Annotated in this window: 21 protein-coding genes and 1 riboswitch; of the genes, 10 read left to right on the top strand and 11 right to left on the bottom strand. The window is 64.7% G+C overall.

The window, feature by feature from the left end; translation table 11 throughout:
• The first annotated feature begins 100 nt into the window (after positions 1 to 100).
• Positions 101 to 1,063, top strand: coding sequence for a DnaJ C-terminal domain-containing protein (locus tag P6U31_RS26610; protein WP_407184719.1), 963 nt, complete (start codon positions 101 to 103; stop codon positions 1,061 to 1,063).
• A gap of 412 nt (positions 1,064 to 1,475) precedes the next feature.
• On the opposite strand, the gene P6U31_RS26605 is transcribed toward P6U31_RS26610, so the two are convergent.
• Both P6U31_RS26605 and P6U31_RS26600 read right to left on the bottom strand, forming a co-directional pair.
• Positions 1,476 to 2,246 (bottom strand): anti-sigma factor family protein, encoded by a 771-nt coding sequence (locus tag P6U31_RS26605; protein ID WP_407184718.1) that lies wholly within the window; start codon positions 2,244 to 2,246, stop codon positions 1,476 to 1,478.
• Between the two features lie 61 nt (positions 2,247 to 2,307).
• Positions 2,308 to 2,796, bottom strand: coding sequence for a sigma-70 family RNA polymerase sigma factor (locus tag P6U31_RS26600; RefSeq protein ID WP_097659779.1), 489 nt, complete (start codon positions 2,794 to 2,796; stop codon positions 2,308 to 2,310).
• Positions 2,797 to 2,966: 170 nt separating this feature from the next.
• On the opposite strand from P6U31_RS26600, the gene fabI reads away from it, so the two are divergent.
• The 4 genes from fabI (at position 2,967) to P6U31_RS26580 (ending at position 7,021) form a co-directional block, all read left to right on the top strand.
• Positions 2,967 to 3,776 (top strand): enoyl-ACP reductase FabI, encoded by an 810-nt coding sequence (fabI, locus tag P6U31_RS26595; RefSeq protein WP_407184717.1) that lies wholly within the window; start codon positions 2,967 to 2,969, stop codon positions 3,774 to 3,776.
• Between the two features lie 77 nt (positions 3,777 to 3,853).
• Complete coding sequence (locus P6U31_RS26590; RefSeq protein WP_407184716.1) at positions 3,854 to 4,453, top strand: histidine phosphatase family protein; 600 nt, start codon at positions 3,854 to 3,856, stop codon at positions 4,451 to 4,453.
• Positions 4,454 to 4,629: 176 nt separating this feature from the next.
• Entirely contained in the window at positions 4,630 to 5,718 is a 1,089-nt protein-coding gene (gene aroC, locus P6U31_RS26585; protein ID WP_407184715.1) for a chorismate synthase, read from the top strand.
• A 112-nt stretch (positions 5,719 to 5,830) separates the two neighbouring features.
• Positions 5,831 to 7,021 (top strand): adenylate/guanylate cyclase domain-containing protein, encoded by a 1,191-nt coding sequence (locus P6U31_RS26580; RefSeq protein WP_407184714.1) that lies wholly within the window; start codon positions 5,831 to 5,833, stop codon positions 7,019 to 7,021.
• A 21-nt stretch (positions 7,022 to 7,042) separates the two neighbouring features.
• On the opposite strand, the gene P6U31_RS26575 is transcribed toward P6U31_RS26580, so the two are convergent.
• From P6U31_RS26575 to P6U31_RS26550, 6 genes are all read right to left on the bottom strand, one after another.
• On the bottom strand, positions 7,043 to 7,804 hold the full coding sequence (locus P6U31_RS26575) for a hypothetical protein (RefSeq protein WP_407184713.1): 762 nt from the start codon (positions 7,802 to 7,804) through the stop codon (positions 7,043 to 7,045).
• Between the two features lie 77 nt (positions 7,805 to 7,881).
• The gene (gene clpS / locus P6U31_RS26570) at positions 7,882 to 8,181 is read right to left on the bottom strand and encodes an ATP-dependent Clp protease adapter ClpS (RefSeq protein ID WP_407184712.1); all 300 of its coding nucleotides are present in this window, start codon (positions 8,179 to 8,181) and stop codon (positions 7,882 to 7,884) included.
• Between the two features lie 42 nt (positions 8,182 to 8,223).
• The gene (locus tag P6U31_RS26565) at positions 8,224 to 8,565 is read right to left on the bottom strand and encodes a DUF190 domain-containing protein (RefSeq protein ID WP_197958952.1); all 342 of its coding nucleotides are present in this window, start codon (positions 8,563 to 8,565) and stop codon (positions 8,224 to 8,226) included.
• Positions 8,566 to 8,567: 2 nt separating this feature from the next.
• Entirely contained in the window at positions 8,568 to 8,990 is a 423-nt protein-coding gene (gene crcB / locus P6U31_RS26560) for a fluoride efflux transporter CrcB (RefSeq protein ID WP_407184711.1), read from the bottom strand.
• A 6-nt stretch (positions 8,991 to 8,996) separates the two neighbouring features.
• On the bottom strand, positions 8,997 to 9,383 hold the full coding sequence (gene crcB, locus P6U31_RS26555) for a fluoride efflux transporter CrcB (RefSeq protein ID WP_407184710.1): 387 nt from the start codon (positions 9,381 to 9,383) through the stop codon (positions 8,997 to 8,999).
• A 16-nt stretch (positions 9,384 to 9,399) separates the two neighbouring features.
• Positions 9,400 to 10,611, bottom strand: a complete 1,212-nt coding sequence (locus P6U31_RS26550; protein WP_407189951.1) for an MFS transporter — start codon at positions 10,609 to 10,611, stop codon at positions 9,400 to 9,402.
• 91 nt (positions 10,612 to 10,702) lie between these two features.
• Positions 10,703 to 10,780: riboswitch (Fluoride riboswitch) on the bottom strand.
• A gap of 270 nt (positions 10,781 to 11,050) precedes the next feature.
• Between P6U31_RS26550 and P6U31_RS26545 the strand changes: the two genes are divergently transcribed.
• On the top strand, positions 11,051 to 11,914 hold the full coding sequence (locus P6U31_RS26545; protein ID WP_407184709.1) for a DUF1194 domain-containing protein: 864 nt from the start codon (positions 11,051 to 11,053) through the stop codon (positions 11,912 to 11,914).
• A gap of 195 nt (positions 11,915 to 12,109) precedes the next feature.
• Positions 12,110 to 12,745 carry a hypothetical protein gene (locus tag P6U31_RS26540; RefSeq protein WP_407184708.1) on the top strand — a complete coding sequence of 212 codons (636 nt, stop codon included), beginning with the start codon at positions 12,110 to 12,112 and terminating at the stop codon, positions 12,743 to 12,745.
• Between the two features lie 68 nt (positions 12,746 to 12,813).
• Here the strand turns inward: P6U31_RS26540 and P6U31_RS26535 are convergent, their stop codons facing one another.
• The gene (locus P6U31_RS26535) at positions 12,814 to 13,641 is read right to left on the bottom strand and encodes a DNA polymerase subunit beta (RefSeq protein ID WP_407184707.1); all 828 of its coding nucleotides are present in this window, start codon (positions 13,639 to 13,641) and stop codon (positions 12,814 to 12,816) included.
• Positions 13,642 to 13,746: 105 nt separating this feature from the next.
• On the opposite strand from P6U31_RS26535, the gene P6U31_RS26530 reads away from it, so the two are divergent.
• Positions 13,747 to 14,349 carry a hypothetical protein gene (locus P6U31_RS26530; RefSeq protein WP_407184706.1) on the top strand — a complete coding sequence of 201 codons (603 nt, stop codon included), beginning with the start codon at positions 13,747 to 13,749 and terminating at the stop codon, positions 14,347 to 14,349.
• Here P6U31_RS26530 and P6U31_RS26525 read toward each other — a convergent pair.
• Both P6U31_RS26525 and P6U31_RS26520 read right to left on the bottom strand, forming a co-directional pair.
• Positions 14,346 to 15,440 carry an Acg family FMN-binding oxidoreductase gene (locus P6U31_RS26525; RefSeq protein ID WP_407184705.1) on the bottom strand — a complete coding sequence of 365 codons (1,095 nt, stop codon included), beginning with the start codon at positions 15,438 to 15,440 and terminating at the stop codon, positions 14,346 to 14,348. The genes P6U31_RS26530 and P6U31_RS26525 overlap by 4 nt on opposite strands.
• 137 nt (positions 15,441 to 15,577) lie before the next feature.
• Complete coding sequence (locus P6U31_RS26520; protein WP_407184704.1) at positions 15,578 to 16,585, bottom strand: FCD domain-containing protein; 1,008 nt, start codon at positions 16,583 to 16,585, stop codon at positions 15,578 to 15,580.
• On the opposite strand from P6U31_RS26520, the gene P6U31_RS26515 reads away from it, so the two are divergent.
• The gene (locus tag P6U31_RS26515) at positions 16,577 to 17,512 is read left to right on the top strand and encodes a hydroxymethylglutaryl-CoA lyase (protein ID WP_407184703.1); all 936 of its coding nucleotides are present in this window, start codon (positions 16,577 to 16,579) and stop codon (positions 17,510 to 17,512) included. The genes P6U31_RS26520 and P6U31_RS26515 overlap by 9 nt on opposite strands.
• On the top strand, positions 17,509 to 18,723 hold the full coding sequence (locus P6U31_RS26510; protein ID WP_407184702.1) for a CaiB/BaiF CoA transferase family protein: 1,215 nt from the start codon (positions 17,509 to 17,511) through the stop codon (positions 18,721 to 18,723). Before P6U31_RS26515 ends, P6U31_RS26510 begins: the two co-directional genes overlap by 4 nt.
• Positions 18,724 to 18,746 lie beyond the last annotated feature (23 nt).

The raw sequence follows: 18,746 nt of genomic DNA, 5'->3' as shown, positions 1-18,746 counted from the left end.
GGCAACCCTAGTTGCAAAAATGCCACTCCACCCCCACATGGATCGCAGGTGGGGCGGGGAGCCCTTTGAACAATTCGAATTCTTGAAGGAGACGTGACGGATGCGCGACCCCTATGAGGTCTTGGGGGTGCCGCGGAGCGCCAGCGCTGCCGCGATCAAGAGCGCCTATCGCAAGCTTGCCAAGAAGCATCATCCCGACAGCAACAAAGGCGACCCGAAAGCCGCTGAGCGGTTCTCCGAGATCAACTCGGCGAACGAGATCATCGGTGACGAGGACAAGCGCAGGCAGTTTGACCGCGGCGAGATCGACGCCGAGGGCAAGCCGCGCTTCCAGGGGTTTCCGGGTGGCGGCGGGCCGCGCGGCCGCGCCGGTCCCGGCGGGTTCGAAAGCTATACGTTCCGCTCCGGTGGTGGCCCCGGCCAAGGCGGCGGCGCATTCGAGGATATCCTCAACAGCATGTTCGGCGGCGGGATGCGCGGAGCGCGACCCGGAGCCGGCGGCGGCGCCCAGTTCGAATTCGACACCGGCGGGATTGGGCTCGATCTCGACGTCAATGTCGCCATGAGCGTCTCGCTGGAGGAGGCGGTCAAGGGCGGCGAAAAGCGTGTCCGCTTGCCGACAGGCAAGGAGCTCAACGTCAAGATTCCGGCAGGCGTCACCGAGGGCCAGCAGATCCGGCTCCGGGGGCAGGGAGAAAGTGCTCAGGGCCATCCGCCCGGCGATCTCCTGATCACCATCAACATCACCCCCCATCCCTTCTTCAAGGTCGAGGGCGCCGATTTGAGGATCGATCTGCCGGTGACCCTCTACGAGGCTGTCCTCGGCGGCAAGGTCCGCGTGCCCACCCTCGGCAATGCCGTGGAGCTCTCGGTCCCCAAGAACACCTCCAGCGGCCGAACTTTCCGTCTCAAGGGTAAGGGGCTGCCGAAATCTGGTGGAACCGGGGATCTCTTCGTCACCATCAGGATTATGCTACCGGACGGGAACGACGCCGAGCTTGAAGCATTGATGGAGAAGTGGCGGGACCAACACCCCTACAATCCACGTAGCGGGCTTGGCTAGGCGATCGGACTGACGGGGTTCTCCTAAAGGACGAAGGCATGATCCGGAAAGTGCGAAGCGGTTTTCCGGAAAGATCATGCGCGAGTAATAACCCAAGGCGCGATGCCGGTTTGTCCAATCTCATCGCGCTTGAGGGCATCATCCTGAGATGATGCTCATCATACGCCTGAGGCGTGGTAGCGCTTCATGAACTGGACGTGTCGGCTGTCCGGCGGGGCAGCCGATAAAAAGGTGCGGCCTCGAGAGGGGGACCAGCGCGGTACCAAAAACCCCAATCGAGGCCGCCCGCGTCGATCGGCGGATCGAACGCCACTCATAATCGCGTGAACACTCGGTGCGATAATGAGACGCGTCGATGTCCTGATTCGAAATTTTCGATGACGGAATCTGGGCACTGCGCTTGTGCGGTTGTCTAGGTGCCGTTTTTCTCGGCCTGATCATAGACGGCCTGCGCCACCTTGGTCAGCCGGTCGCGATCGCCGCCGCCGCTGACGACGTAGCCGACGCCCCGCTCGGCCCAGAACAGCGCCCCGTCCTTGTCCGTCCTGGCATAGCGCATTTGCGTCGCACCATTCTCGGTCTTGGCGGTATAGATCGTGTAGCGTTCGCCCGAGGCGCCCTCATACATCAGGAACGATGCAGGACCGTTCGGCCCCGGCAAGAGCCGGCCGCCGACCAGCTTCAGCCCGCTGGCCTCCAGATTCGGCGCGAACACCGTCCAGCCGCAGCGCCGGGTCAGCCAGGCCTGGAGGTGGTCGCGCTCGTTGCCGCCGACCTCGACGGGATGGCGGACCTCCACGACATAGAGGCGGTGAGCGTCGAGCGCGTCCGCGGTCAAGCTCTGGAAGGTCGAGGGCGCGCTGGTGGCCCCATGCGCAACCCAGCCGGCGGTGCCGCCGGCGATAAAAGCAACCAGCACGGCCGCGGCGGCGCCATAGAGCCATTGCCGCGGACGGCGCTCCAGCCGCTCGAGCTCCAGCCGCGCCGGCACCGGCTCCTGGGCGATGACGTCATAGCGGGCGTGCAGCATCTCCGCCATGGCGCGCCAGGATTGCACGCGTTCGGCCTCTTCTGGATGGGCGGCAAGCCAGGCCTCGACGTCGGCGCGGCGCTCGACCGGCAGCTCGCCGTCGACATAGGCGTGCAGTTCGTCCTCGGTCACTGGGATCTTGCGGTCGTTCATATCGATCGTCTCTGGCTCTGTGGCCCAAAATATCTTCTGCGAGTTAACTTCGCACAGCCCATCATTTCACCCGCCTGAGCGCCGGGCGCTCGCCCTCCAGCGAGGCCTTGACGTGGGCGCGGGCACGGGCGAGGCGCGACATCACGGTGCCGATCGGCACGCCCTGGATGTCGGCGACCTCGCGGTAGCTCATGCCTTCCAGCATCACCAGGAGCAGCACCGAACGTTGCTCCTCGACGAGTGTGGCGAGCGCCCTCTCGATGTCGCGCCCTTCGGCTTCAGTGCCGCTGGCATCGGGGTTGTTCTCCGTCAGCTGCATGAACTGCGGCCGTCTCGCCAGCGAGCGCCGCCGGTTCTTGTTGAGGTTGGTCAGGATCGTGTAGAGCCAGCTCCTGACGTCGCCTCCGAGAAACAATCGCTCCGAGCGCAGCGCCCGCACCAGCGTGTCCTGCACCAGATCGTCGGCTGCATCCGCGTCGCGCGTGAGCGCGCGGGCGTAGCGGCGCAGCGCCGGGATCATGGCTTCCACACTCTGGCGAAACGCACTCATTGTGGTCTTGACGTCCTGATCTCAGGCGCGAGCGCCCATAGCAATCATAACACCCGAATGGAACGGCTATTCCGGCGCCCGAAACAGCGTTAACGCCGTGTATTAGGGCTGTACCGCAGGGGAGGGCTGGTGTACCTCCAGACCTCACGAGTTCGACGGGACGTTCAAAGATGGCGCAGAATTCAGGTCTGATGCAGGGCAAGCGCGGGGTCATCCTCGGCGTTGCCAACAACCGCTCGATCGCCTGGGGCATCGCCAAGGCATGCCACGCCGCGGGCGCCGAGCTCGCCTTCACCTATCAGGGCGATGCGCTGAAGAAGCGCGTCGAGCCGCTCGCCGCCGAGATCGGTGGTCTCGTGCTCGGCCATTGCGACGTCACCGATGCCGCGTCCATCGATGCTGCGTTCGCGGTGCTGAAGGAGAAGTGGGGCAAGATCGACTTCCTGGTGCATGCGATCGCCTATGGCGAGCAGCTCGACGGCCGCTACGTCGACACCACGCAGGAGAATTTCTCCAAGTCGATGCTGATCTCCTGCTACTCGTTCACGGCGGTGGCGCAGCGCGCCGAAAAGCTGATGACCGATGGCGGCTCGCTGATCACGCTCAGCTATTACGGCGCCGAGAAGTGGATGCCGCATTACAACGTGATGGGCGTGGCGAAAGCGGCACTGGAGGCCAGCGTCCGCTATCTCGCCGCCGACCTCGGCGAGAAGAACATCCGCGTCAACGCGATCTCGGCAGGTCCGATCAAGACGCTGGCGGCCTCCGGCATCGGCGACTTCCGCTACATTCTGAAGTGGAACGAGTACAACGCGCCGATGCGGCGCAACGTCTCGACCGAGGACGTCGGCGGCAGCGCGCTCTATTTCCTCTCCGACCTCTCGCGCGGCGTCACCGGCGAGGTCCATCACGTCGATTCCGGCTATCACGTGCTGGGCATGAAGCGGCCCGATGCGCCGGATATCTCGTTCGGCGGGTAGAGCATGATCCGGAAGAGTGGAAACCGGTTTTCCGACAAGATCATGCTCAAACAAGACGACTAGACTTAAGACCTGGAATGGCCGTGCCCACGATCTACTTCCTTCGCCACGGCGAGACCGAGTGGAATGCCCTCGGCAGGCTTCAGGGCACCCAGGACATTCCGCTCAATGCGCGCGGCCGCAGCCAGGCTGTTCACGCTGCAGGCGTTCTGGCCGATCTGTTCAGGCGCGACGGCAAGGACAGGGCGGCGCTGCCTTACGTGGCAAGCCCGCTCGGCCGCGCACGCCAGACCATGGAACTCGTGCGCGGCAAGCTCGAATTGCCGCTTCCCGACTATTCGCTCGACGATCGCCTGCGCGAGATCGGCTATGGCGTCTGGGAGGGGCTGACCCTCGCCGAAAGCGAGGCCTCCGATCCGGATGTCTATGCGAGGCGCCTGGCGGACAAATGGGCCGTCGCCCCGAGCGGCGGCGAGACTTACGCCGCCGTGCAACTGCGCATGCTCGACTGGTACGAGTCGCTCCTCGTCGACACGGTCGCGGTCGCCCATGGCGGCACCTGCCGGGCCCTGATGGTCGCCCTGGGCATCGAGACGCCCGCCAGCGCTGCCAAGCTCTATATCGAGCAGGGGGCCGTCTACGTGTTCCGCGACGGGAGGCTGGAGAAATTCCGTTAAGCTCGATTGCCGTCATTCCGGGGCGCCCGAAGGCGAACCCGGAATCTCGAGATTCCGGGTTCGATGCTTTGCATCGCCCCGGAATGACGGAACTAGGGTTGAACGCAATGCTGCTCGGCGCTAGGACGTTGACATACAACGTATATGTTGAACGTCAGCATTAGGCGACAGTACGGATGTCCTTCAACACCTTCGGCCACATGTTCCGCGTCACCACCTTCGGCGAGAGCCACGGGGTGGCGATCGGCTGCGTGGTCGACGGTTGCCCGCCCATGATTCCGCTCACCGAGGCGGACATCCAGAAGGACCTCGACCGCCGACGGCCGGGCCAGTCGCGCTTCACCACGCAGCGCCAGGAGCCGGACCAGGTCAAGATCCTGTCCGGCGTGATGCCGCACCCGGAGACCGGCGTGCAGGTGACGACGGGCACGCCGATCGGGCTCCTGATCGAGAACACCGACCAGCGCTCGAAGGACTATTCCGAGATCAAGGACAAGTTTCGCCCCGGTCACGCCGACTTCACCTATGAGGCCAAATACGGCCTGCGCGACTATCGCGGCGGCGGCCGCTCCTCCGCGCGCGAGACTGCGATGCGCGTCGCTGCCGGCGCGATCGCGCGAAAGGTGATACCGGACGTCAAGGTGCGCGGCGCGCTGGTGCAGATCGGCCCGCACAAGATCGACCGCGCCAAGTGGGACTGGGACGAGACCGCCAGGAATCCGTTCTTCTGCCCGGACAAGGACAAGTCCGCATTCTTCGAGACCTATCTCGACGGCATCCGCAAGAGCGGGTCCTCGATCGGCGCGGTGATCGAGATCGTTGCCGAAGGCGTGCCGGCCGGACTTGGCGCGCCGATCTACGCCAAGCTGGATTCCGATCTGGCGGGTGCGATGATGACCATCAACGCGGTGAAGGGCGTCGAGATCGGCGCCGGCTTCGGCGCCGCCGAGCTGACCGGCGAGGAGAACGCCGACGAGATGCGTACCGGCAATGATGGCACGCGCTTTTTGTCCAACCATGCCGGCGGCGTGCTGGGCGGGATCTCCACCGGGCAGCCGGTGGTGGTGCGTTTCGCGGTGAAGCCGACCTCGTCGATCCTGCAGCCGCGCCTCACCGTCGATCGCAAGGGCACTGATACCGAGATCTTCACCAAGGGCCGCCACGATCCCTGTGTCGGCATCCGCGCCGTCCCCGTCGGCGAAGCCATGATGGCCTGCGTGCTGGCCGACCATTTCCTGCGCGATCGCGGGCAGGTGGGACGGTAGCTGCTTCACCCCTCCCGTAAGGAGAGGTGAAACCCGCGATTGAGCGTTGATGTCGCGGTACCAGCCCACCGCGCAGCTTGACGATCCCGCAACTTCGTCCGCAAATGCGGGCATGCAAACTTCCGAGCTCCAGCGCATCACCAACTGGCTGATCGACGGCGCGAGGTCGTCGGGAACGCCGGCCGAGATGATCGCGGAGGTCTGCGAGCATCTGGTCGAAGCGGGTCTGCCGCTCTGGCGTTTCGGCATCTTCATCCGCACGCTGCATCCTGAGATCTTCGGCCGCAACTTCATCTGGCGGCAAGGCGAGGAGGTCGAGGTCGGCACCGTCGATTTCGACATCCTGGGCACGCCGGAATTCGCCGCAAGCCCGCTCCGCATCGTGTTCGAGCAGGGCATCGAGGTCCGGGCGCGCATCGGCGATCCCGGCAACGAACGTTTTCCCATCGTCAACGACATGCGGGCCGAAGGAGCGACCGACTACATCGCGGTGCCGATGCCATTTCTGGACGGCTCGGTCCACGCCACGAGCTGGGTGACGCGGCATCCCGGCGGCTTCACCGACGACCACATCGCGGCGATCCGCTCCATCGTGACGCCGCTGGCGCGCGTCAGCGAGATCGTCAGCCTGCGCCGCACCGCCGAGATGCTGCTCGATACCTATGTCGGCAACCGCGCCGGCGCGCGTATCCTCGGCGGCCAGATCCGTCGCGGCCACAACGACACCATGCAGGCCGCGATCTGGCTCTCGGATCTGCGGGGCTTCACCGCGCTGTCGGACCGGCTGCCGCCCGAGACAGTGGTGCAGATCCTCAATCATTATTTCGACTGTCAGGTCAGCGCGATCCGCGGCCATGGCGGCGAGGTGCTGAAATTCATGGGCGACGGTCTGCTCGCGGTGTTTCCGATCGATGAATATGTCGGCGATGCCGCGCATGTCTGCACGCGCGTGCTGGAGGCCGCGCGCGAATCCCGCGCCAGCGTCGAGGCACTGGCCTTTCCGGTCGGCGAGACCATCGAGCGCTTCCGCTTCGGCGTCGCGCTGCATGTCGGCAACATTCTCTACGGCAATATTGGCGGCGGCAACCGCCTCGACTTCACCTGCATCGGCCCCGCGGTCAACCTTGCCGCCAGGCTCGAGAAGATCACGGGGCGTCTCGGACGGACCGTCGTGGCTTCGGAAGGCTTCGCCAATGCCTGCCGCCACGATTGGCGCGAGCTCGGCGAGTTTCCGATCGCGGGCTTTTCCAAGGCGCAGCGCGTGTACGGGCTGGCGGAAGAAACGCCGGTGGTGATGGCCTAGTGGCTGGCGCTCTCGGCGGCCCTAGCTGTCGCGGACATAGGATTGCTTCAGCCCGAGCGTGAGGATGTTCAAGGTGATCCACAGCCGCAGCATGGCGAAGCTGAAGATGAAGACGAAATAGATCAGGTTCTTGGTGAACTGCGTCGAGGACGAGGTCTGCCAGAAGTTCCAGATCGCGGTGCGTACCGCCTCCTGTCCATAGGCGAGGGCGACGTTGACGACGCCGAGGACGATGACGGCGGCGCCGAGCCACAGCCCGCGCCGCGCGAATTCGCCGATGGCTGCAAACAGGTCGACCGTGCCGTCATCGCGCTCGGCACGCACGATCATGAGCAGCACGATCGCGGCGATCCATGCGCTCCAGAAACGTCCGGGATGGGTGAACTGGTCGAACGCCATGCCGTCGAGGCCGGCCATGAGATGATACGCAGATCCGTAACCGGCCGCTGCGGCACCGAGCGCCGCCGCGACCATCACGAGCATGATCCGCCACAGGATCGAGAAGGAAAGCTTGAACTGCTCGCCCAACGTCAGCGCACCCAGCGAGGATTGTCCACCCGCCGCCTCGATCGATTGTTGCGCCGTCGCAAAGAAGGCCAGCAGCACCGAAATGTCGGCAACGATGATTGCGGGCAGCGCCATGGCGCCGCCGCCGAACGCGATTACACGCATCGCGGCCGCCAGGATCAACCAGGGCAGGGCATGCAGGAGCCTGAACGGACCGAACGAGGTTTCGGGTCGGGCCGACTTGAGCCCGAGTTGTTTGCGCAGTGCGACTGTCATTGCATGGTGATGACACAGGCGACTAAACCTGCGGTAGCACGGATTGCTAAAATTGACCCGAAGCGGGCAGGCGGCGCCTATTCCTCCGGCTCGGTCGTGAACAGCAGCGGATAGCCCTTGGCGCGGCCGGCGTCGGTGGCGCGCGTCGCCTTGGTCTCGGCGACGTCCTTGGTGAACACGGCGACGACGCAGGCCCCCAGCTTGTGCGCGGTGATCATCACCTTGTAGGCCTGATCCTCGGTCATGCGGAATTCGGCTTTCAGCACCATGGTGACGAATTCGCGCGGCGTATAGTCATCGTTGATCAGGATGACCTTGTGCAGCCGTGGCCGCTCGACCTTGGTCCTGGTCTTCGGCTTGGTGACGGTGTCGTTCATTCCGCCTCCTGGACACGGCGGGCTCGGTTCCTGCCGCGGCGATCAGCTCGCAGCCTTCTCACCATATTGCAGGACCTGCACCTTCTCCAAGGTGATCAGCCCGCTCGACATCATGCCATCCAGGATGGGCAGGAATGCGTTGATGTTGTCCTCGCTGTCGACGATCTCAATCAGCAGCGGCAAATCTTCCGACAGCCGCAGGATTTTCGAGGTGTGCAACCGGCTCGACTTGCCGAAACCCATCGGCCCGCGCAGCACGGTGGCGCCGGCGAGGTGCAGCTCGCGCGCCTTGATCACAATGGCTTCATAGAGCGGCTTGCCTTCGAAATGATCGCTTTCGCCGATGAAGATCCGGAGCGAAACTGCCTGATTGGGAATTTGCATGCTCAGCTCCTTGTCAAGCGGTTGTAGCGGTTCGCCATCATATGACCGATCCATACCGATGCCAGCCAGCAGATCACGGATGCGGCGATGTAGGCGAGTGCGGTGTATTTCATTCCGCCGTGGAACAGACGGAAGGTCTCCAGGCTGAAAGTTGAAAACGTGGTGTAACCGCCGCAGAACCCGGTCATGACAAATTGCCGGTGCTCGGGTCGCGCCAGCATGCGGCCGTCGGGGCCGGTCAGCGTCGCGTAGAAGCCGATGATCAGCGATCCCGTCGCGTTGATGAACAGCGTCGCGAACGGAAAGCCCGGCCCGGTGTCGAGCGCAAGCCCGACGAGATAACGCGTCAGGCCGCCGACGATGCTGCCGGCCGCAACCCAGGCATAGAGCAGCGCAACGCGCCAGCGCTCGGCGGGAGAGTTCATCGGCCTCTAGCCTCCCAGACCGTCCGCAAGGACGAAGCCGCAGCTGACGGCGGCGAGGCACAGTCCGACCGAGAATACGATATTCCCGAGCGCATGCATCGGCTCGCTGCGCGCGAGCGTCAGCGTTTGCAGGCTGAAGGATGACACCGTGGTGTAGCAGCCGAGGAATCCGGTGACCGCGAACAGCCATGGGTTGGGCGATGCGAACACCGAACCAGGATGGCTCGCCAGCGCGCCAAGGATGCCGATCAGGAAGGCGCCGGTGACGTTGATGGTCATGGTGCCCCAGGGAAAGGTTTCGCCGAGCCGCCGCGCGATCACACCGGAGACGAAATAGCGTGCGCAGCCGCCGAGGGCACTGCCTACGATGATCGCGATAGCCCCGCTCAGCACGATGAACGCCCCTCCGTCATCCTTTGTCCTTCGTTGCGAGACCGTCGCCGACGGCCAGCAGTCCCAGCAGCGAAACCAGCGCGAAGCCGAGCCCCGCAAGGAACGTTCCTGCCGGACCATAGGCGTCCCACAGCGCGCCCGCGATCACGCTCGCGGCCAGCAAGGCGAGGCCGGTGAACAGGTTGAAATAGCCGAACGCAGTGCCGCGCAGGCTGGGCGGGGCGGCATCGGCGACCAGGGCCGAGAGCAGGCCTTGCGTCAGTCCCATATGCAGCCCCCACAGCACGACGCCGAGCGCAAGGCCGGCAAGGTTTCCCAGCAGTGCGAGCGCGAGATCGGCACACGCGAGGAAGACGAGGCCGAGCGCGAGCAGGCCGGTCCGGTTGATCCGGTCCGAGAGCACGCCGGCTGGATAGGCCGACAGGGCGTAGACGATGTTCATCAGCACCAGCACCGCCGGCACCCACATCGCATTGAGCCCGATGTTCTGTGCGCGCAGGATCAGGAAGGCCTCGCTGAAGCGCGCGAGCGTGAAGATGACGCCGAGGGCCACGACACGCCAATAGACCGCTCCGAGCTGCCGCATCGCGGCGAGATTGAGCGGATTCTTGGCCGGCTCCCGGCTCGGATCCGGCTCCGGCTCGCTCACCGCGAACGCGATCAAGCCGAAGGACAGGAAAGCCGGCAGCACCGCCACCCAGAACACGGCGGCAAAATTGTCCGCCGTCCACCACATCAGGCCGATCGCCACCAGCGGGCCGACGAAGGCGCCGATGGTGTCGAGCGATTGCCGCAGGCCGAAGCTCGCCCCGCGCAGGCCGGCGGGGGCGATGTCGGCGATCAGCGCATCGCGCGGCGCGCCGCGTATGCCCTTGCCGACGCGATCGACGAAGCGCGCCGCCACCAGCCATCCGACGCTGGGTGCAAGCGGGAATAGCGGCTTGGTCGCGGCGGCGAGGCCGTAGCCGAGTGCGGCGAGCAGCTTGCGGCGGCCGAGCCAGTCCGACAGCGCGCCGGAAAAGATCTTGGTGATCGAGGCCGTCGCCTCGGCAATGCCCTCGATGAAGCCGACGGTCAGCGTCGAGGCACCGAGCACGGTGACGAGATAGACTGGTAGCAGCGCGTGGATCATCTCGGAGGAGATGTCCATCAGCATCGAGACGAAGCCGAGCACCCAGATTCCCCTGGGCAGCCCCGCACGCTCGGCATTCGGTGTCGTCGTCGTCACGCCATCGCCTTCGTCGCCGGACAACAAAAAACCCGCCTCCGGCGGGTTTGTCCATGCTCCCGCCGACGGCAGAGGCTCAATGATTGCCCCTCCTCAAGCAGGAGTCATCAGCCCACCACGGTCATCAACCGCCGGGCGGTTATCGGGGAACTCCATCCCCATCTGTGCGGCCAACCTAGCATGGAAATCGCGCTGGACAAGTGGCGGGGGAATTCTGTCCCGCGCCTCTTCAGCCCGCTTCGCGCATCGTGGGCCCGCTGGTGCGAGCGAGCGGGCCGGTCCCGGCGGCGCGAGCGTGGCAACATGGCGGCAGCTTTGCGCAAAGCGAGTGCGCGCCTAACCCACAGATTCCTAACTTGAATGTGAAGCGCAGGCGATCTTCGCGCTTTGCGGCAAGGCGATTGCATGTCACCATCGCATCATACGACGGGAGGCTGCGATGCGCTTGCTGTTCTCGATCGGGGCTGTGCTGGTGGCCGGCATGTTTGCCGGAGGGGATGTCGCGGGCATCGCGGCACCAGGACCAAGATTTGAGCCGTCCAAGACTCAGCCGCAGCGGCTGGCGGCCGACAGAGACGCGCAGACGGTCGACGTCGAGCTGGTCCTCGCGGTCGACGTGTCCTATTCCATGGACATGGACGAGCTCGCGATCCAGCGCGAGGGCTATGCGCAGGCGATCCAGTCCAAGGAGTTCCTCCAGGCCCTGAAGCTCGGTCCGAACGGCCGGATCGCGGTGACCTATTTCGAGTGGGCCGCCTCGAGCGACCAGAAGATCATCATTCCCTGGCGGCTGGTCGATGGCCCCGAGACGGCGGATGCGGTCGCCTCCGAGATCATGAAGACGCCGATCCGGCGCGCCTCGCGCACCTCGATCTCCGGGGCGATCACCTTCGCGATGCCGCTGTTCGACGAGGATCCCTATCGGGGCCTGCGCCGCGTGATCGACATCTCCGGCGACGGCCCCAACAACAATGGCGGCCCGGTCACGGTGGCGCGAGATGCGGCGCTGGAGAAGGGCGTCGTCATCAACGGCCTGCCGATCATGGTCAAGGAGCCGTCCTATTCGACCATGGATATCGACAATCTCGATCTCTATTACGAGGACTGCGTCATTGGCGGTCCCGGCTCCTTCGTCATCACGATCAAGGACCGCGACAAGTTCAAGGAAGCGATCCGCACCAAGCTGCTGCTGGAGGTCGCCGGCCGCACGCCGGAGCGTCCTGTGATGCGGGTTGCTGACAAGGAGCCGCGCGTCAGTTGCCTGATCGGTGAAAAGATCTGGTCGGACCGCTGGGGCCGATAGGCACGCCTCGAGGCTTGAGATCTTTCGGCTTGAGACCTTTCGCCTCATCTCGCCCGAGGGTTGAGTTTAACCGCTCGTTAACCGGCACATGGCCCTAATCGGACTGTTTCTGTTCGTTTCCAGCCGGCATCCCGAGATTGCTGGCTGACGAGCGAACGAGAGCGGGTTCATCGCACCCGTCCACCGAGCAATCCAATGGCCATCGTCACCTCGAGCACCAACCAGATTTCGCCCGCCAATGAGCGGCTGTATCACCAGAGTGCTCTGGTCGGCGACTGGAAGGGCAATTGGGTGGGCAACAACCAGCCCGTCGGCTTCAAGGTCGTGAACATCCGCGGTGCGCGGGCGCAGGTCGAGTACACCCACAACGGGCACACCGAGCGCGGCTTCGGCGAGGTCAAGGGCACGCTCATCACCTTTGGCGGAGTCACGGTCGGCACCAAGGACGGCAAGAACATGGTGATGCTGTTCTCCTTCGGGGGGGCCGGCAAGCAGACCGCCAATCTCGAGAAGCAGGACCCGCCGGCTTCCGACAGCCGCCTGATGGGAAGCTGGGGCGGCTACTCAAGCGCGAACGGCAAGAGCGCGAGCTTCAAGGTGCTGTCCGTCAATGGCAAGGAAGCCCAGGTCAGCGTCACCACTGACGGCGTCACCCGCCAGGGCACCGGCTACGTCTACAAGAACGTCATCATGTTCGGCCAGGCGCAGATCGCAACCGATGACGGGCAGAACGGCAAGGTCATCTACCAGGTCGGCACCAAATCCTTCATGGTGCCGGTGACGAAATACCCGCCGGCCGATTCATCGTCCTCGGTCGACAGGACCGCCTGAACGCGCCGTCCTCCTGCGCAAAGCCCTTCGCCGCTACATCGGCAGATGTCACCGCGTTCTCCGCGCTTTCATTGACACAGCACCTTCAGCTGCCGGTCGATCTTGCGCAAGCCGCCACAGGCGGCTGCGAGGGCGCCTTTGCCGATCATCTGCCAGACATCGTCGGCCCGTTCGGCCAGCTGGGGGATCGTGAGCGGCAAGCGGGCCGCTTCGTGCAACGCGCCCTTCTCGTTGATGAGATAGCGTTCGTTGAGCGCGAACAGCACCTGCGCGATGCAGCTGAGTGATCTGTAGAGACATCCGGCGATGTGGGTGCGGTCACCGCGCGCAATGGCGAGCTCGGCGTTCTCGACGCCAAACAGGATCTCCCACTGGAAGCGCTGGATCAGGGCTTCGCGTAACCGGCGGGGATAGGGCAGGGCGATCGATTTCAGCCGCGCGATCAGACCCTGCGGATCATGCAGAGGCTGACAATAGGCGATCTCGCCCATCCAGATGGCCGAGCAAAAGCCGTGGGGATGGCCGGGCTGGTAGGCCATGAGGACCGTCCCGTGCCGGCAGTCCGTCATGACGCGTTCGACCTCGTCAGTGCGACGGTATAGCAGGTCGACCTTCTTCCCCTGGATTGACAGCCAGGCGCCGCCGACGATCCACGGTCCCCATTCGCCAAGCCTCGTCACGGTCGCGGCGCCTGGATCGTCGGCGATGTCCTTGACCATGGTCTGGAGCAGATCCGTATCGAGCGGGCGGGCCTCGGAGCAATACAGCCCGATGTCATAGTCCGATGTAAGATGTGCACTGCCGCGCGCACGTGAGCCGCCGAGCACGATCGCTTCAATGCCCGGAACCTCGGCGAGACTGGATGTCAGGTGACTGAGCAGCGGATCGTGAGGCATGAGGTTTGGTTGTCGGGGAGAGCCCCGCGACTTCGGCGCGGACGCTTGGCTGGCATTGGTCATGTCGGCAGAGTATAATCGGCAAAAGTCCTGACGGTAGCTTGAATGTCTAGCCTCGTCCCTTCACGCGTTCTTGCAACTCTGATCGCAGCGCTTTGCCTGACCGCAACTCCTGTTCATGCGCAGGTCGCGCCGCTGAGATATTGGATTCCCGGCGGGCCTTTCGGTCTCGGCGGTGGTACCGGCCGGAGTTCCGATACTTACGGCAGCTTCACGAGCTTCAACGCGGGCGATGCGGATTGGCGCAGCAGCTTGACGGGCGGCTTCTTCGTTGGAAGCCAGCGCGGCAACCTCAATTGGAGCGGCCTCGGTCAGACCGGCCTCGCCGGCAATTTCAGCGCGCTCTCTTATGACAGCACGCAGTTCGGCTATACCACCAAGACCGCGGGCGGCTTGCCCGTGACCTTCTTTGCCGGTTTCGACACGATGAAATACGGCAATGGTATCGGCAGCTCGCTCGCGCCGCTGACCCCCGGTGCGGCTCCCGGCTACAGTGCATTTGCAGGTGTGGAGTTCAAGCCGACGTCCAATCTCAGCCTCTCGTTCGGGGCTGGTTTCATCCAGCAGGACTCCGGCCGCATGGACAGCGACATCAGGTCGAACATGCTGCCGGGCGAATCGCCGGCGCTGAGCGGTCTACGACGTTAGGACCGCATCACCAGCTCCGGCGGACGCCGCGGCGATTTCGGCAGGTCCGGGCCAGCTCCGAAACGCATCACGATATCAGGACGCCGTTCGCCGAGCCCGAGTGAGGTCGCAAATTGCGGCCGCAGCGCCGCAACCTCGACCGGCTGGTTGACGAAGGAATATTTGAGTCCGAGTGCAGTCGCCTGCAGACCGAAGCGCTGGCAGGCGCGGCCGACCGCAATCCAGTGCGATTTGTCGCTGCGATCGGCCGCGAGCACGACGACGCCCGCGGAGCTGGCGAGCTGCTCGCGGTACTTCTTGTTCTCGCCGCTCTCGGTGAAGAAGAATCTCAGCAGCGGCCGCGCCAGCCATGACGGCAGGGAAGGGTTTCCCGAGGCGGGCGAGAACAGCCCGTCCAAGGTCGCGAGCGCTTCCGCCTCGTTGAAGCGAATCCAGCTCACCAGTTCACGCATGAAGGCCTGGTCGCGCATTTGCGCCGAGTTGCCTTCGAGCACGTAGTCGGTGACCGCGGCGATCGCGGCACGCTCGGTGATCAGGATCGCTGCCACGTTGGGCTCGCGACAGGCGTCCTCGAGCCGACGCAAGGTCTCGGGCGCTGCCGGCCTACCGTCGTACGCCGCGCGGGTGCATTGCCTGACCGGAATCGCGGCCGCCAGCGCCAATGCGGCCGGCGGCGCTTCCTCGAGCGCGATCACGATGCGGTCGCCGTCGACGGTCGGGTCAGCGCGCCAGCCGAGCGTGGACGCAGCGAGAATGAGATTCTCGGCGGCGCAGCCGAGACTGACGAAGATGTGATGATCGTCCGGATCGACGGCCGGACAGCGGCGCGCGAAATCCGGTGCAATCGTGATTTCGTTGCCGCGCGCGGAGAAGATCCACGGCTGGGTGTTGTGGCTGTTGGCGGCGAGCGTGGCAAAGCGCACGAGCTCGCGGTCTCTCGGCACGGGCTGCAGCGGAGCTCGCGACATGCGCACCGCCTCATTATAGGTCATGGTTGCTCCCGCGGCGGGGAAGCCGCCGATCGCAGCCGCAGACACCCCCAGCGCGGTTGCGATGAACTGTCGTCGGTCAACCACCAGCGTCCGCTCCATGCCGTTCTGCAGGATGCGTTTAGCAGCAACGGACGTCAGCGCGATTGACCGGAATCAAGACCGGCAGGCAGCAGTCCCAGAGGCGAGTGTCACGCCCGCCGTGCGGCTTGGCGTGTCCGGTGATGATGGCCCGACCGTCACGACAAGCCTGCCACCAACGGCCGTTGCAGGTGCCGGGCCATCAGGTCGGCCGCCTCGGCGTAGCGTCGCGTCTCCAGCACATCGAGCAGGCGCAAATGCTCGCGCACGTGCCGCCGCATGCCGTCGCGGTCGGCGAAGCTGCGATAGGCGAACAGGCGTCTGATCGAGTTCACGCGCCTCAGCGCTTCGAGAAAGAAGGGATTGCCGGCGCCGCGGATGATCTCTTCGTGGAATTCGCAGCCGGAGTGAAAGATCTCGCCGATCGTCATCTTCTCGAGCTCGCCCTCAAACATGCGGTGTTGGCGCTCGCGCAGGCGTACGATCACCTCCTGCTGCAGTGCGAAGCCTGGCTGGGCAATTGCCGCCGGCTCGATCACCGCGCGAAACGCCTTGGCTTGCGCTTGCGCTTCGGGACTTGCGACCGTCTCTGCGAAACGCCAGCCATAGCCCGGCAAGCGTGCGATCCAGCCTTCGGCGGCGATCCGGTCGAGCAGCCGCTGCAGCTCGGCCCGAGTGACACCATAGCGGCGCATCAGCTCGGCCTCGGTGACATCGGCCGGCAGCCGCGCCGCCAGCACGTCGCCTGCGACCGTCGCATAAACCTGCTCGTTGCGCCTGACTGCCGCGAGCGCGGGTTGGGCCGCGCCGCTGGTGGGATTCTTCGCCAGCACAAAGCCGCGATGCGGCTCGCCGCGCGCCAGCCCTGCCGCTTCCAGGGCTTTGAGGCCGAGCCGGATCGGCGCACGTGAAAGATCCAGTGCATCGGCAAGCCTTTGCTCGATCAGGCGATCGCCCGCCTTCATGCCGTCGCGTCGGGCGAGCGCCATGATCAGCCCGGCAAGATGTTCGGCGCGCTCGGAACCGGTCTTGTCGCTGCGTTGTCGCGAATTGTCTGATGCGCTCATTGCACTGCACGACGAGTTTAGGACTTGACAGAGTGTCCCATGGATTGTTCTTTTATGCAACAATATACAATCGATCCCAGGGAGAGCCCGATGGCGCACGCGCCCGATGTCTACATCTGCGAGGTTGCGCCCCGCGATGGTCTCCAGAACCTGGACATTTTCGTTCCGACCGAAGCCAAATGCGCGTTGATCGACACGATCGCTGCCGCCGGCGTGCGCGAGATCGATGCCGGATCGTTCGTACCGCCAAAAGTCGTGCCGCAATTCGCCGACGTCGATGCAGTGATGGCGCATGCGCTGACGCACGAGACGGCAACGATCGGCGCGCTGGTGCCGAACCCGAGGGGTGCCGAACGCGCCATCGCCGCGGGCGTCAACGCCGTCTATTTCGTCATCTCAGCGAGCGAGACGCACAACCAGGCCAATGTGCGCCGCACGGTCGCCGAGCAGATCGAAGGATTTCGTGCGGTCCGTGCCGCGATCGACGCCCGGCCCGTGGGCCAGCGGCCGCAGCTGATGGGCGCAATCTCGACCTCGTTCGGCTGCTCGCTGGAAGGTGAGGTCAGCGAGGCAGCCGTATGCCGTGTGGCTCGCGCCTTTGCCGAAGCCCGTGCCGACGAGATCGGGCTTGCCGATACCGTAGGTTATGCGACGCCGAAATCGATCGGGCGGATCGTCGCGGCGGTGCGGCGTGAGGTCGGGTCGGAGATGACGCTGCGGCTGCATCTGCATGACACGCTCGGTGCCGGCCTCGCCAACGCCGTCGCCGGCCTCGAAGCCGGCATCCGCCGGTTCGACGCCGCGGTGTCCGGCCTCGGCGGCTGCCCCTTTGCTCCCGGTGCGCGCGGCAACATCGTCACCGAGGATCTCGTCTTCATGCTGGAACGCATGGGATTGTCGACCGGCATCGATCTCGACCGCCTGATGCAGACGCGCGACATTCTCGCCCGCCATATCCCGGCAAAACATTTGACGGGCCATCTGCACGAGGCAGGTATCCCCAAGGTTCTGCGGAGGGCCGCATGACGGCGGCAGCGCCTCAGCCGACATCGGAGCTTCGTCCGCTGGCAGGACTTCGTGTGATCGAGTTCAGCCAGATGGTGATGGGGCCGAGCTGCGGCTTGATCCTTGCCGATCTCGGCGCGGATGTGATCAAGGTCGAGCCGCCCAAGGGCGATCGCACCCGCACCTTCAAGGGGCCCGCCGCCGGCTTCTTCGCCACCTACAGCCGCAACAAGCGCAGCATCGCGCTGGATACGTCGACCGCGGAGGGCCAGGGCGTCGCACGCAGGCTGATCGAGAACAGCGACGTCCTGATCGAGAATTTCCGCCCTGGCCTCCTGAAGCGGATCGGCCTCGACTACGAGAGCGTCGCAGCCTTTGCGCCGCGCCTGATCTATTGCTCGCTGAAGGGCTATCTGCCCGGCCCATACGAGAACCGCCTCGCGCTCGACGAGGTCGTTCAGATGATGGGCGGCCTTGCTTACATGACCGGCTTGCCCGATAGGCCCATGCGCGCCGGCGCCTCGGTCAACGACGTCATGGGCGGCATGTTCGGCGTCATCGCGATCCAGGCAGCGCTCGCCGAGCGGCAGCGGACCGGACGGGGTCGCCACATCCAAAGCGCGCTGTACGAGAACAATGTGTTTCTGATGGCGCAGGCCATGATGTGCGAGGTGGTGAGCGGCCAGCCGTCGATCCCGTATTCGATCAAGGACAGTCCGTGGCCGGTCTACGATCTCTTCGACACCAAAGACGGCTCGAAGCTGTTCGTCACCATCGTCGGTGAGGAGCAATGGGACGCGTTTTGTCGCGCCTTCCATCGCGAAGCCTGGCTGGCTGATCCCCGCTTTGCGACGAGCAACGACCGCGTCGATCATCGCAGCTGGCTGATCCCCGAGATCGCGAAGATCTTCAAGCAATGGGACAAGGCCGATCTCGCTGCGCGCCTCGAAGAGCTCGATCTGCCCTATGCGCCGGTCAACAAGCCCGGTGATCTCTTTGATGATCCGCATCTCAACCAGTCCGGCGGGCTGACCGACATTCGTCTGCCTGACGGTAACGAGGCCAAGACACCGCTGTTGCCGATCTCCATGGACGGAAAGCGGCTGCCCAACCGCTACGATCCACCTGGGATCGGCGAGCACAGCGGCGAGATCCTGCGCGAGATCGGGATGTCGGCGAATGAGATCGAACAGCTGCGACAAGCCGGGACGATCAAGGTCGCGCCGTCCTGACGGGCCGCGCGATTGAACAAGAA

The organism is Bradyrhizobium centrosematis (assembly GCF_045571495.1).
Lineage (GTDB): Bacteria > Pseudomonadota > Alphaproteobacteria > Rhizobiales > Xanthobacteraceae > Bradyrhizobium > Bradyrhizobium centrosematis.
The sequence above is the reverse complement of the archived record's forward strand: the minus strand, read 5'-3'. Positions and strand labels throughout refer to the sequence as shown.

Excerpts from the sequence above, each read along its gene's own strand:
- P6U31_RS26610 (WP_407184719.1), top strand. The coding sequence starts at position 101 with ATGCGCGACCCCTATGAGGTCTTGGGGGTGCCGCGGAGCGCCAGCGCT.
- P6U31_RS26605 (WP_407184718.1), bottom strand. The coding sequence starts at position 2,246 with ATGAACGACCGCAAGATCCCAGTGACCGAGGACGAACTGCACGCCTAT.
- P6U31_RS26600 (WP_097659779.1), bottom strand. The coding sequence starts at position 2,796 with ATGAGTGCGTTTCGCCAGAGTGTGGAAGCCATGATCCCGGCGCTGCGC.
- fabI (WP_407184717.1), top strand. The coding sequence starts at position 2,967 with ATGGCGCAGAATTCAGGTCTGATGCAGGGCAAGCGCGGGGTCATCCTC.
- P6U31_RS26590 (WP_407184716.1), top strand. The coding sequence starts at position 3,854 with ATGGCCGTGCCCACGATCTACTTCCTTCGCCACGGCGAGACCGAGTGG.
- aroC (WP_407184715.1), top strand. The coding sequence starts at position 4,630 with ATGTCCTTCAACACCTTCGGCCACATGTTCCGCGTCACCACCTTCGGC.
- P6U31_RS26580 (WP_407184714.1), top strand. The coding sequence starts at position 5,831 with ATGCAAACTTCCGAGCTCCAGCGCATCACCAACTGGCTGATCGACGGC.
- P6U31_RS26575 (WP_407184713.1), bottom strand. The coding sequence starts at position 7,804 with ATGACAGTCGCACTGCGCAAACAACTCGGGCTCAAGTCGGCCCGACCC.
- clpS (WP_407184712.1), bottom strand. The coding sequence starts at position 8,181 with ATGAACGACACCGTCACCAAGCCGAAGACCAGGACCAAGGTCGAGCGG.
- P6U31_RS26565 (WP_197958952.1), bottom strand. The coding sequence starts at position 8,565 with ATGCAAATTCCCAATCAGGCAGTTTCGCTCCGGATCTTCATCGGCGAA.
- crcB (WP_407184711.1), bottom strand. The coding sequence starts at position 8,990 with ATGAACTCTCCCGCCGAGCGCTGGCGCGTTGCGCTGCTCTATGCCTGG.
- P6U31_RS26545 (WP_407184709.1), top strand. The coding sequence starts at position 11,051 with ATGCGCTTGCTGTTCTCGATCGGGGCTGTGCTGGTGGCCGGCATGTTT.
- P6U31_RS26540 (WP_407184708.1), top strand. The coding sequence starts at position 12,110 with ATGGCCATCGTCACCTCGAGCACCAACCAGATTTCGCCCGCCAATGAG.
- P6U31_RS26535 (WP_407184707.1), bottom strand. The coding sequence starts at position 13,641 with ATGCCTCACGATCCGCTGCTCAGTCACCTGACATCCAGTCTCGCCGAG.
- P6U31_RS26530 (WP_407184706.1), top strand. The coding sequence starts at position 13,747 with ATGTCTAGCCTCGTCCCTTCACGCGTTCTTGCAACTCTGATCGCAGCG.
- P6U31_RS26525 (WP_407184705.1), bottom strand. The coding sequence starts at position 15,440 with ATGGAGCGGACGCTGGTGGTTGACCGACGACAGTTCATCGCAACCGCG.
- P6U31_RS26515 (WP_407184703.1), top strand. The coding sequence starts at position 16,577 with ATGGCGCACGCGCCCGATGTCTACATCTGCGAGGTTGCGCCCCGCGAT.
- P6U31_RS26510 (WP_407184702.1), top strand. The coding sequence starts at position 17,509 with ATGACGGCGGCAGCGCCTCAGCCGACATCGGAGCTTCGTCCGCTGGCA.